This window comes from Endozoicomonas sp., assembly GCF_031844845.1.
In the GTDB taxonomy this organism is placed as follows: Bacteria; Pseudomonadota; Gammaproteobacteria; order Pseudomonadales; family Endozoicomonadaceae; genus Endozoicomonas.
Genome location: NZ_JAVRMB020000128.1, coordinates 58,247 through 70,622 on the forward strand (window position 1 = coordinate 58,247; position 12,376 = coordinate 70,622).

At 45.5% G+C, this 12,376-nt stretch carries 11 protein-coding genes and 1 pseudogene; 4 read left to right on the plus strand and 8 right to left on the minus strand.

The annotated features are described in order from the left end of the window. Positions 1-121: 121 nt before the first annotated feature. The 6 genes and pseudogenes from RM811_RS06430 to RM811_RS06455 form a co-directional block, all read right to left on the minus strand. The gene (locus tag RM811_RS06430; RefSeq protein WP_402522007.1) at positions 122-2,188 is read right to left on the minus strand and encodes a DUF5906 domain-containing protein; all 2,067 of its coding nucleotides are present in this window, start codon (positions 2,186-2,188) and stop codon (positions 122-124) included. 59 nt (positions 2,189-2,247) lie between these two features. Next, complete coding sequence (locus RM811_RS06435; protein ID WP_402522009.1) at positions 2,248-2,784, minus strand: hypothetical protein; 537 nt, start codon at positions 2,782-2,784, stop codon at positions 2,248-2,250. 2 nt (positions 2,785-2,786) lie between these two features. Next, the gene (locus tag RM811_RS06440) at positions 2,787-3,023 is read right to left on the minus strand and encodes a helix-turn-helix transcriptional regulator (protein ID WP_402522011.1); all 237 of its coding nucleotides are present in this window, start codon (positions 3,021-3,023) and stop codon (positions 2,787-2,789) included. A 75-nt stretch (positions 3,024-3,098) separates the two neighbouring features. Then, positions 3,099-3,998 carry a hypothetical protein gene (locus RM811_RS06445; RefSeq protein WP_402522013.1) on the minus strand — a complete coding sequence of 300 codons (900 nt, stop codon included), beginning with the start codon at positions 3,996-3,998 and terminating at the stop codon, positions 3,099-3,101. 369 nt (positions 3,999-4,367) lie between these two features. Continuing rightward, positions 4,368-5,288 (minus strand): annotated as a pseudogene (locus RM811_RS06450) (class I SAM-dependent DNA methyltransferase); the annotation flags it as partial. After that, on the minus strand, positions 5,264-5,980 hold the full coding sequence (locus tag RM811_RS06455; protein WP_402522015.1) for a hypothetical protein: 717 nt from the start codon (positions 5,978-5,980) through the stop codon (positions 5,264-5,266). The gene RM811_RS06455 and the pseudogene RM811_RS06450, both read right to left, overlap by 25 nt. A gap of 279 nt (positions 5,981-6,259) precedes the next feature. On the opposite strand from RM811_RS06455, the gene RM811_RS06460 reads away from it, so the two are divergent. From RM811_RS06460 to RM811_RS06475, 4 genes are read left to right on the plus strand one after another with little or no spacing between them, the layout of a single operon-like run. Continuing rightward, on the plus strand, positions 6,260-6,811 hold the full coding sequence (locus RM811_RS06460) for a PepSY domain-containing protein (RefSeq protein WP_402522018.1): 552 nt from the start codon (positions 6,260-6,262) through the stop codon (positions 6,809-6,811). A gap of 56 nt (positions 6,812-6,867) precedes the next feature. Continuing rightward, the gene (locus tag RM811_RS06465) at positions 6,868-7,134 is read left to right on the plus strand and encodes a hypothetical protein (RefSeq protein WP_402522020.1); all 267 of its coding nucleotides are present in this window, start codon (positions 6,868-6,870) and stop codon (positions 7,132-7,134) included. 9 nt (positions 7,135-7,143) lie between these two features. Continuing rightward, positions 7,144-7,872, plus strand: a complete 729-nt coding sequence (locus tag RM811_RS06470; RefSeq protein WP_402522023.1) for a response regulator transcription factor — start codon at positions 7,144-7,146, stop codon at positions 7,870-7,872. After that, complete coding sequence (locus tag RM811_RS06475; RefSeq protein WP_402522025.1) at positions 7,869-9,092, plus strand: sensor histidine kinase; 1,224 nt, start codon at positions 7,869-7,871, stop codon at positions 9,090-9,092. The genes RM811_RS06470 and RM811_RS06475 overlap by 4 nt, the downstream gene beginning before the upstream one ends. Before the next feature lie 159 nt (positions 9,093-9,251). Here RM811_RS06475 and RM811_RS06480 read toward each other — a convergent pair whose 3' ends face one another. Both RM811_RS06480 and RM811_RS06485 read right to left on the minus strand, forming a co-directional pair. Next, positions 9,252-11,009, minus strand: coding sequence for an ankyrin repeat domain-containing protein (locus tag RM811_RS06480; protein WP_402522027.1), 1,758 nt, complete (start codon positions 11,007-11,009; stop codon positions 9,252-9,254). A gap of 369 nt (positions 11,010-11,378) precedes the next feature. Then, on the minus strand, positions 11,379-11,999 hold the full coding sequence (locus tag RM811_RS06485; RefSeq protein WP_402522029.1) for a TetR/AcrR family transcriptional regulator: 621 nt from the start codon (positions 11,997-11,999) through the stop codon (positions 11,379-11,381). Between the last annotated feature and the right edge of the window lie 377 nt (positions 12,000-12,376).

Consider the following 12,376-nt stretch of genomic DNA (forward strand, 5'->3'; position numbering starts at 1 on the left):
AGAAGATAGTAATAGAAATATATTTTTATATGAGTATGTGGCTGGAAGGAATAAAAAAGTGGAAAGCATAAAAAAACCCGGTAACTTGGACAGTCCCGGGGTTTTTTGGTCATTTTGTTGGTTAGTATTCCTCCCAATCCACTTTCTGGTTCAAATGGGCTTCGAAGTTCGAACGGCACTCCTTCAGGGGCGGTAGCTTGAGCACTCGTGTTCGACGACCAAACTCATTTAACGGCCTTTCCTCACGGATTGTCGGTACTAAGCGTTTAAGACGGGGATGAAAGCTATTTTCCTTGGTGTAGCGGTCATCCATGTGCTCCTGAAAATTGTGGTATAGAGCCCGTTTGTCGATTTCATTGACCCAATTATCAGGAGTATCAAGAATCTGCCCTTCCTGAAGTCTCCCGTACCACCATGCTTCAACGGGTGAGAAACTTTCCTCTTTCTGGCGCAGTAATGCTCTGGTTTTTGGTGCGATGCGGATGTTGGTTTTGGAAATATCCCGTTCCAGCAATGTTTTCAGCAATGCTGCCCGCCCACCGGTGTTCATCTGCTCAGTAATGGCCTGAAAATAGGTCGTATCCTGCATGTGCTGGCTACTGACGGGAAGCACTAAATAACGGCGCTCATCTGGCCCAGCCGGTATGGCCCAATCGTTATTGGTGGCCATAATGATCCGGTTATAGTTATCCATGGCCACCATATCTTTATGTTTGAATTCGACCATACGACGATTCTCTGTTATCAGGGTTTTCAGTGCGCCTTCGAGCTTTTTTTCGCCCCCCCATAAGGCTTCATCCAGAAAGATCAAAAGACTATCCGCCAGTAATGAATTAAAGCGGCCAAGCAGTTGCTCACTTGATGACACCTGTTTGAAGTGATTACCAAAGATTCTGCCAAATTCATTAACGTAAACCCCTTTTCCAGTTCCCTGCTTTCCCATTAGTACAATGGCTACGCCGGGTAATTCAGCAGGTTTTTGAATGGTATGTGCCATCCAGTCCAGCAAGTATTGATAGGCGACACTGTCACCATTACAAATATTGTCCCGGATATGGGCAAGATAGAGCGAACAGTCCCCCTCCGCAGGTTCACAGGTAAAACCTTTCCACAGGTTATAAATCTCATCATTGGCAGGGGCGCCCGGCTGAAAGACAACCTCCTCATATTGCCGGCGCCTTGGATGGGTTAACCAATAATCAGGAGCGGTTTGCTTATCTATTCGCGGGCGACTGATATAAAGTTTTTTAAAATCTTCAAAGCCCATGCATGCGAATGGCTGGTTTGAGTCATGATCAATGATCACAGTTTTTCCACCCACTGGAGCCACGGAGTAACGGCTATTCAACTCACAGATCAAGGGTTCATTTTCAGCAAGTTTTTCATTATCCAGCTTTCGTATACTCTTTAAGGTTTTTTTCAATTTATCATATGGTAATCGCTCTACATTCTTATTGTTCCAGGCTTGTAAACCGTTGAGGATTGTCCGATTGTTCATCCCCATCCTTATCCATTGACCAATCAGCCGAGTCAAAGTTTCAGTCCGATAACCATCAGCCAAGGGCAGGTTTGGATCAACTGGTGCTGTTGACACCTTTTCAGGCTTCGAAAGGTCAAGACCAAGGCCGGAGATAAGATCATCCAGTTGATAAGGTGGCAACTCATGATTTATCTCCATAATCCGAGTCAGGAATGGCTCATATTTATGATGGTTAAATCCAGGAAGTCGCATAACCCGAGGCAGGTCATTAACCGATGGATCTCCGTTAAACTTAGCGATTAATGCTTTTTGAACAGGCTTGAATTTTTCCAGAGGACAGTCATCCACCCCCCAGTAAACATGATAGCGTCCGGGACTAGACTCAATGAGCGCATGGGGTTTTACACCTTTAGCTAAAACCGGTTCCAATGGAGCACCGTCCATATCCAAGAAAAGTGCTCGCACCTTTCTGATATTATCCTTTGTTCGTCTCTTACCATCTGTTTGATTAACGGTGAAGAAAATCCCAATCCGTTGCTGATTGAAAAATTGAAACTGTTCAAAAAGTTCATCTATGTGTCCATTGATAGTTCTGGCTTTTGAACCATCATTATCATCTGTATCATCGAAAATCTGAAAAGTATGTGAGTGCTCTTCAGGAGCAAATAGAGATAAGAAGCGTTTAGCTTCATTCAGGTTACATTTCATGCTTAAATCCTTATAAGCTGAATAATGTGAAGAATTGGCCAGTTTAAACTGGCCTTATATCAGTCTTCTAAAAAAGCAGATGGGTCTGGCTGGAAGCGATATGAGAAGTCCTCACCTTCCCCGTGACCAGAATATTCAAGCAAGGCAGCAATCAGATCAAAAACACTATGTATTCCTCCATACATTTTGAAATGATCGTAAAATTTATGAAAATGGTGATCAGATATGGTTAGTGCATTAATTTCCTTCATAAGGTGTAATGCTAAACCTACATGTTTATAGTGATGATCATATTCATGTGTACGCGCATCATATAACGCCTTCATTAACAAGCTGGGTTTCATTCCATAAAATGGATCTGCCGAATGTGCGTAGGCGTTCAAGAATTTTGGCTCTTGAGTTTTTATTTCTTCTGGAGACACATGAATAATATTTCTCTTGATAAAGTGGCTCGACCAATTCAGTTCTTTCTCACTAATTGGTTTTAGGGAAGGTGTAAAAAATGTGAGCATCACACGTCCAAGAAAGTGATCTCTATCCATACCCTTAAGATGGTGTAGGGCTTGGGTTTTAATTTTTGATGAGTTAAAAAACATGATTATACCTCCTCGGTATTTGCGGCTTGTTGTTCTTTATCAATCATCCATGAATGGACATCAGAGAGTTTCCAAACAATTGCTCGTGGAGAGAGTTTGACCCCCTTTGGGAATACACCTTCTGATACAAGGCGATAGATCGTACTACGGCTGTATGTAGTCAGGTGACTAACTTCTGGAAGCTTGATCCAACGCTCGTTTGATGGGCTGCTTTTGTGCTCTTTTTCCGTATAAATCATAATAATCCCTCCTTTCATTGATTATTATGATTCATCATAACGTCTCATTTTTGCTCAAAAAACTGTGATAGCATGCTATCGCATATTTAAAATTTCTTTTGAAACCTCACCTCGGATAGTTTCATCCTCACCATTTTGCTTTTCTCTCGATGGCCTGCCCCTGCGGGAGGCTTTATCAGGAGCATGACTGAGCCATGTACGCTGTATATATTTTTTGTCAGGAAATCTTAATTTCTTGAAGCTACTGAGTTTTTCAGTTTTTTCCTGCTTTGTTAAGCTATTATCAGGCCACTCATCTAGCATCTGAAGTTGCTGAATGACATCAATCAGAATATCTACCATTTTACCCTTTGTAGTAATATCGCTCTTTCTTCTCGTTTGATGTGACCATATTATCTGGCTAATTTCTTGTATGGTTTCCTTGGCTTCCTGATAACTCTCAGGTGAACTTTCGCCCTTCCTTTTGACTATAGATTTTCTAATCAATAACTCGCTGAAATTGTTAAAGCAAAAATTGATCAATCTATATGCATTATTTCTTTCAGAAAGATCAGCCAGACCATAGGCTCCAATACCGATTAACACGAGGATAGTCCGATGATCTTCATCAAAAAGGGCTGTTACGGGATCAAATTTGTTGTCACTATTTGGTGAAACAAAAATCTCTTCCACCTCACCACCATCCTTAAGTGATAACAGCCGATCTTCATTTGAAATTTTTGCGGGTAGGAGAGTGTGCCTTGCTTTATTGTGTATGGTGTGGCTGGCCAGCAAATAACTTTGAATGTTTTGCTCAAGTTCATCCAAGTCTTCAGGAGATGCAATATTTGCTGTTTTAAGGATGTGTATTTTGCTGTTTAATTCCAATAAAGCATTAGGTAGCCAGTCTGATTTCATCCGTAAAACATTATATTTCTCTAGAGAGATGAGCCCAATTCGAGCCAGTTGATCGGGATTCTTTGTTAAATCTATCATATAAGCCCACTACTTCTTTTGGTCAAAAAGTATTATTTTTCTGTAGTAATAAATGCTGACGACAAGAAGGCAGGCAATAGCCTGCCTTTTAAAGGGTTAACTCTGAAGAGGCACTGCCAACGCTGCCGCAATAGTGCGGAAGCTATCCAGCCCCGCTTCCATGTTTTCGATGATGTCTGCTGCCAAGTCCTCTGGGTCGGGCAGGTTGTCGAGGTCCACCAGCGATTTGTCTTTTAGCCAGAAAATATCGAGGCTGGTTTTATCCCGTTTGATAATATCTTCGTAGCTGTATTTGCGCCAGCGGCCTTCGGGGCTTTTGTCATCTACCGCTTCTGTGTTCCAGGTTTCGGTGCGGTCGTGGCGGTTGTTGGGCTGGTAGCAGTTGATAAAGTCCTGCAGGTCTTCCAGTCGCAGGGGCTTTTTCTTGAGGGTGTGGTGGATGTTGGTTCGGTAGTCGTAGAACCAGATCTCTTTTGTCCATGCTTCTTTGCTGGCGGGTTTGTTGTCGAAGAACAATACGTTTGCCTTGACGCCATTGGCGTAGAAGATACCCGTCGGTAGTCGTAAGATGGTGTGCAATTCGGTCTGTTTCAGCAGGCTTTTGCGTACGGTTTCACCGGCTCCGCCTTCAAACAGGACGTTGTCGGGCACGACCACGGCGGCTTGTCCGATGGTTTTCAGCAGGGTGCGGATATGCTGGACAAAGTTCAGCTGTTTGTTGGAGGTGGTGGCCCAGAAGTCCTGCCGGTTGTAGACAAAGTCTTCTTTTTCCTGCTCGCCTTCCTGGTTAGTGACGGTGATGCTGCTTTTTTTGCCGAAAGGCGGGTTGGCCAGCACGTAATCTACCCGCAGACCACTGTCGCTGATCAGGGCATCGGTGGAGAGTACTGAGGGTTCGCCGTCGATTTCGCCGATGTTGTGCAGGAACATATTCATCAGGCAGAGTCGGCGGGTGTTGGCGACAATCTCATTACCGTGGAAGGTGTCGTGTTTCAGAGTCTTTTTCTGAACCTTGTCCATTCGGGGGTTATGTTTCACCAGATAGTCATAGGCCGAGAGGAAGAATCCACCGGTTCCGCAGGCGGGGTCGGCAATGGTTTTGCCCGGTTGCGGTTGCACACATTGCACCATGGCGTTGATCAGGGCGCGGGGGGTAAAGTATTGCCCTGCACCGGATTTGGTGTCTTCGGCGTTCTTTTCCAGCAGACCCTCGTAGATGTCGCCTTTGACATCAGAACCCATGATTGCCCAGTCTTCCCGGTTGATCATATCAATGACCTTCTGGAGCATGGCGGGGTCCTGAATCTATCTGGCTTTGTAAAAGCGGTGGGGCTGTTTTGATGCTGTTGTAAACGATATTCATACCAGCGGGCTAGAATTTTTGTCAGGCTATTAGGGTTGAGGTGAGCTTCATGCGACACGGTAAAAGGCCATGGGTATCCACTCGTATAGGTTCTGACTTCTTCCAGTATGCTGATGGCTTTTGGCGTTAGAGGAACTACATGTGGCAGAGATTTACCATTACGTTTGTGGTTCATAATGGTGACGCAGCGGCGATGTAGATCATAGTCTTGCCATTTTGCGGTTAGCCGTTGTTTGGGGCGTTGCCCTGCCGTTGCTATTAAGAAACGGATCATTTGAACCCCGATCAGACCTACCCAGGGCGCTTCGGGTAAGTTGTGCCACAGTTCATACAGTTCCTCATGGGTTAGTACTCGAACGGTGCTGCGTTCTGCTGCGGTGTTTTTCTTGGTGAGTGAAACCGGGTTCTGGTTGAGATGAAAGCGTTTTTCTCCCATGCGGGTGTGGTCATAGTCACTTTTGGTGCCAAAGTTAAATGCTGCATGCAGGGCTGCCCGTGTCATGTTGGCCTGTGTTTCTGAACCTCGCTGGTGGACTTTTGCCAGTATCGTTATGCCCATATATTTCAAACTTACCGTCTGGATTTCGGCTGACTGAGTAGCGGTCAAACCTGCCAGCATCCCTCATTTTATCCAGCTTCTGGCACTGTGCAATATGAAATTTATTGCCTTTTGAGCCATTCATGACGGCTGTCTCAAAAAAACTATTACCACTTCAACTTGCCAGGGCAGCGTAAAAAAGTGTCCGGAAAAGCCTTGCTATATCACCAGCCAGCGGTCAGATGAAACCTTACAAAAATGTATAGTTTCGGAAATCTCCCTGAAAACCTCCCCGGGTAAAGTGGCCACATCGACAGGGAGCGTCCTTGTCAGGTAAACACCAGTTACGGGGAAACCACCATGAAAAAATCCACCATTTTCAAACCTGCTGTACTGTCTATCATGCTCGGTATGGGCGCAATGATGACCATGGGGACAGCCAATGCGGATGATGCACCCAAATCACTTAATGAAGATGCGGTATCGCTTCTTCAGGCCATAGAGATCGCAAAAAACAACACGGGTGGTGTACCGCTGGAAGCGGAGCGGGATGTAGAGATGGGTCAGGCGCTTTATGAAATTGAACTGACGGGTAAAAACGGCGAAGAGATCCGCACGGTTATTGATGCTCAAACCGGAAAGGTCATTCTGACGAAAAACCGTAGCAACCATGACGACGACCATGATGATCAGCTGGAAAATGCACTGTTGTTATCCGGCATAAACAGCGGTAAATACCTGTCCCTTGAGCAAGCGGTAAAACAATCTGAGGCAGCGTTTAACGGCAAGGCCTGGAGCGTTGAAATAGATGACGACCACAATAGCCTGTCATACGAGGTAGAACTTCTGAATGCCAGCGGCCAGCGCATTGAAACCCGGATCAATGCAATATCCCCTGTCAGTAATTCATAACGCAATTTATTCCGGCGATATTCGGGAGCCAGCACCGGGCTCCCCTGGAGAGTAAAATGAGTGAGTCGCAAAAGAAACATAACCTTTGGTTTCGGGCTAAAACGTTAGTCAAAAATATCCGCAAAAATGGTCTGAAAGAAGTGACCGGCGTGATATCTTTCTCCCTGTTTTTCATGATGGGGCTGGTAATGCTGGGTGCCTGCCTGTTCGCGGGCGTGGCAGCAGTAATCATAGCTAAATGGCAGCAATATAAAACTCAGAACAGTGATGTTGCAGAACCGGCAGCCCCTCAAGAGCCCAATAACCCAATCGTTGCGGCCTGAGCCGCAGTGATGCTTTGCATAAAAGAGAGTACTGCCATGCGGGTATTGCTGGTAGAGGATGATGCAAGCCTCAGCAGTTTTATAGAAAAAGGGCTTCGGGAAGCCGGCCACCAGGTAGAAGTGATCGACAATGGTCGACACGCCCTGACACTCTGTATGACGGAGCAATATGATGTAGCGGTTGTCGATCGCATGCTGCCCGGGCTTGATGGCCTCTCCCTGGTAAAGGCATTACGGGCCGCTCAGGTGGTAACACCTATTCTGTTTCTTACCTCTATGGGCGGGGTCGATGACCGTGTTGAAGGTCTGGAGGCTGGTGGCGATGACTACCTGACCAAGCCCTTCGCGTTTTCCGAGTTATTGGCGAGGATTATCGCACTGTCCCGCCGGCAGGCTCTGAAATCAACCGAAACCAAACCAGAACTGGCTTACGACGATGTGGTGATAAACCTGTTTCAACACACCGCAACACGCCAGGGACAGACATTGGATTTACAGCCCAAAGAGTTTCGTATTCTTGAACTCTTCCTGCGTCATCCTGGGCGGGTGATTACCCGCACCATGCTTTTGGAACATGTCTGGGACATACATTTTGATCCTCAGACCAGCGTCGTGGAAACACATATCAGTCGTCTGAGAAACAAGCTGGAAAAACCATTTGGCGATACGCTGATTCAAACCGTTCGTGGTGCCGGTTACAAGCTGGAACGTAAAGCCATAGCTGGCACCTGTCCATGAAATTCCAGCTACCCACTTTCCCGGGAATGCGCTCCCGGGTACTGCAAATTTGGAAGCGCCTGCCCGATCAACTTCCAACATGGCTCAAAAGCTCTGCTATTCAGCAGGGCTTAATGTTTGGAGCGGTATCGTTGATCAGCCTTTTTCTCATGGCTTCGGTAACCTTTTTGTATGTTGATTATGAACTGGGCAAGCAGAACCGTGAAATTGTCAAAGAGTCCCGGGAGCTGGTTAAGGAGCAAAACAGTGACTTCAGCGATATTGATGATGACCCAATCGAAGACGATGAGATTCTGGCTATTCTGACCTCCGGCTTTATTCTGGCAGGCATTCTGGTATCAATATTGACCACGGTGATTGTTATGGCCTTAAGCCGGCACAGTCAGAAACGGATCTCACGAATTGAGTCGGTATTAAACGCTGCAGCTGAAGGCAACCTTTCAGCACGAACGGATGAACAACACACGTACAACGATCTGGCACGAATTTCAGTATCCATTGATGAAATGCTTTCACGGCTTGAGGGTTCGGTCACGGCCATGCGGGATATTTCAGCCAATATCGCCCATGAGCTGAAAACCCCCATTACACGATTACGTCATAACCTCCTTACGCTGAGGGATGAAGCAGATCAATCGGCAGCAGGACAAAGTGACGCCTTCTTCAGGGAGCTGGACAACGCACTGGAGGATTCACAACGGCTGACATCAATTTTTGATGCACTGCTGCGAATCACTCAAATTGAGGCTGGCGCACGCAGAAGCCGCTTTACCTCAATAGATCTAATTCAGGTCGTGGATACGGTGGCGGAAATTTACAGTGATGTGGCAGAAGATGCCCAAATGCAACTGTTGGTCAATAAAGAACAATCGCCAATCTTAATGCAGGGTGACCGGGAGTTGCTTATTCAGCAGGTCGCAAACCTGATTGAAAATTCGCTACGCTACTGTCCTCCCGGAAGCAAAATCACACTCAGCTGTGGTCTCGACAGGACTCAAAGTCTGGCTTGGCTGAAAGTGGAAGATAACGGGCCTGGCATCCCTGATGAAGATAAAAAACGGGTATTCGAGCGTTTGTATCGTGTTGATAAAAGTCGGACAGATGGCGGGTTAGGCCTGGGACTTTCCTTCGCCAAAGCGGTGGCAGGATTGCATCATGGCACCATCACATTAAATAACTGCAGGCCGGGATTGGGTGTTCAAGTAACAATGCCTGTGTAGCACGCTATAAACCTGATGCAATAGGAGCGTTATACACACCTATTGCATCAACTGGCAGCAGGCTCTACCAGAAAACTATCAATCAGATCGCTCTGACCAATAAGTCAAGTTACGTATGTATTCCCTCGGGGGAAACCGTGGGAACAAGTTCATAGATAATTAAATACTGCCTGGATTGAATAGATTGCCTAACGGCACGTTCGCCATTGGCGCTGCAACCACGACACCATCATGATTATTTCCAGCTACTTCGCCGTGAACGGCAACCTCACGCTGACCGACCGGCAAAGCATCGACCGAAGTATTAGTATTAGCTATTGACGGTAAAAAATGGGATACCGCAGTTCCGATATTGGTAACAGACACTTCTTTGCTGAGATTCTCTGTTGTCTTTAGGGATTGAGACATATCGTCGAGGTTTTTCAAACAGGCATCAAACGAAGAACAGACGCCATGCTCCTTACTATTTTGGTCGTTATCCGGATCTTTTTGTATCAGTGTTTTCAGAGCTTCCAAAAAGGGTATGAGCTTACTATTCTCCATTCTGGGTAAAAACTTTTCCAATGATTGCTTCAATGCTTCAGAAGCAATATAAGATACTGGAGTACCAGTATCCGATCGCGAACCCACGGATACTGACTCATTTACAGGTACATTCTTGTCCGCATCCCCCCTGACAAGAGACTTGTTATAACCTTTCAACAAAATAACCGTCAGTCCTGCATATAGCCCATTCACTGCATAGTCTAATGGGGTATAACCATTAGTATTGGTAATAACATTAGACCCTTTTTGTATTAACCAGTCAGCCATTTCGGGATGTCCATGTTGTGTAGCCATCAGCAAGGGCGTTACTTCGGGAACGGAATATCCAACGTTAAGATTTGGTTCAAGGTTCCAAAGTTTGTCTGCAATTTCAATTGCCACCCTGGCATCTCCTTCAAAACAGGCAAGGCGGTGTAGAGCAGCATCCGCGCTGACTTTACCTGTTTTACTGCAAGAAAGTTGATCAATAACGGCTAAGTACCCATTTGCAGCCGCTGCACTCAAAGGATTTTGACCATCAGGCAGGGAAATAGACGGATTAGCCCCAAATTCCTTGAGAAGATCAACCATCTCTTCACTTCCATTTTCACCGGCATAATATAATGGGGTATTGCTACCTAAAGTCGGCTGACATTCCTGAATATTCGGATTCGCGCCAGATTTCAGTAGCTGCCTGGCTCGAATTATATCTTCAACTTTCACTGCATCGAATAACGGTACACTATCTTTTACTGTCTGATCGTTTTTGCAGTAAGTCGATAAGGCTGACGAAAATCTCTCTTGCAATATACCTGACGGAGTTATTTCCATTTTTTCCAAAGCATCAACTACCTTCCCTGGCAGCTTGCACGAAAATAAATCGGAAGCGGGTATTGTCTCTAACTTGGATTCAAACACGTTACGCAATTCATGCAATTCATGCAATTCATGCAATCCGGAATGAATCCTTTTTGAACCTGACTGCTCACCAACTTGAGTTAAGGAAGCCAGTTCTTTTTGTGCCGTATCAGACAGGACTTTACCTGTCCATGTACTGATAATATCTGATAAATTCTGCCCCTGTGAATCATCGGCTATTACTGTGAAAGCATCATTTCCTGAACGCTTTCCCGCTTTGAATTGTGAGCAGGTGTATGCTGTGAGTCCGTCTGCGTGGGGAATAAATAGATCAGCCCCATTTTTCAGCAGTGCATTGAAACTATCCAGCTGACCGTATTCAATCGCATAATGCAATGGCGTTAAACCAGACGGCACAGAGTTTTCATCCTGAACATTTATATTGATAGCTGACCCTGATGCCAGTAATTGACGAACCTGCTCGGTATTTCCAGTCTTTATCGCTGTTATCAGTCGCTCTTCCTGCTCATTCATTGCGTTACCACCTATCTCAGTGAATTAGTGAAAGCACCTTTTCTGCTTAAAAGGAGTGCTTACATGCATAGGAGTACCTTCGTGCAGTTTTCCACCCTTGCATTAATATCAGGAAAACCAAGTCCAGATATCTGAACGATTGGATAACATCTTTGCGGAAAAAGTTCCAGAGCGTCTGAAATATTAAGGATTTGTAATTAAATAACATCCTAATCCATCACGCGATCAGGAACGGCAAGATAATTCCACTTTTGAGTTGTGCTGAAATAATTTCGCTATTTAACTCGGACCCTGTTCGAAATTCAAATCGGGAAGTTATTTAGTGATGGTTCCTAAGAGGAAGTGGAGTGCAATGCACTCCAGGCAGTATCAGGCAAAACTGACAGACTCCAGCAGGAAACTGTCGATAAGATAGCGGTTCAATTTATCCAGCCGGCCTTCAATATCGTACTGTTCATCATTCAGCCAGTTCAGGGTCAGGCCATTGACCAGGGCAACCGTAACCTCTGCACAAAAATCAGGCGTCAGTGAAGGTTTCAGCCGCTCCACATTGTGCTGATACAGCCGGGTATACCACTTGTTCATAAAATTAAGTTGATTGACTCCCTGACTACGATGGTTTGGAAAGTTACAAACCATATAGTCAATCAGCTCTTTTTCAAAATGATCAGCATGGGTGTAATTCTGCTTCATCTGCGCAAACATAAACGTCAGCTGTTCTTCAAGTGATTGGCCCGATTCCAGGGCTCCCTCTACCAGCTCCTGATTAAGAATCAGCACCTTTGAATCACAGATTTCAATTATTAACTCATGTCTTGAGCCGTAGTAGTTGTAGAAGGTTTTTTTTGCAATATCTGCCCTTTCACAAATGGCCTCAACCGTTGCTCCGTTAACACCCTGTCGCCGGATCAGTGCAATGGTTTCCTCACTGATTTTTTCCCTTACCGCCAGCTTCTTACGTTCACGGCGGCCAATTGTCTGGACAGTCAACGATTTAAACCTCTTTTTCAAAAGCGATAAATTAACCTGAATAATTAATAATCACAATTATTGTTAATCGTGCCACTTCAATGACTGCTTCCCTTGCCCCGAGGTTGCCTCAAACCTTCGGGCAGCCTCGTTTGTCGCAAAGCTCTTACATACCGATTTATACCTGTCAAAACCATAGCCTCGCTCCCACGCAGAGCACGGGAACGAGGGGAAAAGGTTTCACCTGGAGGTAAAAAATACTAGATGACGTTTGGTGGTGTAGGGTTCACACCATTGAGCAGATTATCAGTACGCTCTTGAATCGCAACACGGATTTTGTCCGTCATGGGTGCAATCCAGAACTTGTTATCACGAATACCCTGAAGTGCGGTTTCCGC

What these genes read in the sequence shown, in the direction of transcription:
- RM811_RS06445 (WP_402522013.1), bottom strand. Translation starts at nt 3,998, where the DNA reads ATGATAGATTTAACAAAGAATCCCGATCAACTGGCTCGAATTGGGCTC.
- RM811_RS06440 (WP_402522011.1), bottom strand. Translation starts at nt 3,023, where the DNA reads ATGATTTATACGGAAAAAGAGCACAAAAGCAGCCCATCAAACGAGCGT.
- RM811_RS06455 (WP_402522015.1), bottom strand. Translation starts at nt 5,980, where the DNA reads ATGCTGGCAGGTTTGACCGCTACTCAGTCAGCCGAAATCCAGACGGTA.
- RM811_RS06465 (WP_402522020.1), top strand. Translation starts at nt 6,868, where the DNA reads ATGAGTGAGTCGCAAAAGAAACATAACCTTTGGTTTCGGGCTAAAACG.
- RM811_RS06430 (WP_402522007.1), bottom strand. Translation starts at nt 2,188, where the DNA reads ATGAAATGTAACCTGAATGAAGCTAAACGCTTCTTATCTCTATTTGCT.
- RM811_RS06470 (WP_402522023.1), top strand. Translation starts at nt 7,144, where the DNA reads ATGCTTTGCATAAAAGAGAGTACTGCCATGCGGGTATTGCTGGTAGAG.
- RM811_RS06475 (WP_402522025.1), top strand. Translation starts at nt 7,869, where the DNA reads ATGAAATTCCAGCTACCCACTTTCCCGGGAATGCGCTCCCGGGTACTG.
- RM811_RS06435 (WP_402522009.1), bottom strand. Translation starts at nt 2,784, where the DNA reads ATGTTTTTTAACTCATCAAAAATTAAAACCCAAGCCCTACACCATCTT.
- RM811_RS06460 (WP_402522018.1), top strand. Translation starts at nt 6,260, where the DNA reads ATGAAAAAATCCACCATTTTCAAACCTGCTGTACTGTCTATCATGCTC.
- RM811_RS06480 (WP_402522027.1), bottom strand. Translation starts at nt 11,009, where the DNA reads ATGAATGAGCAGGAAGAGCGACTGATAACAGCGATAAAGACTGGAAAT.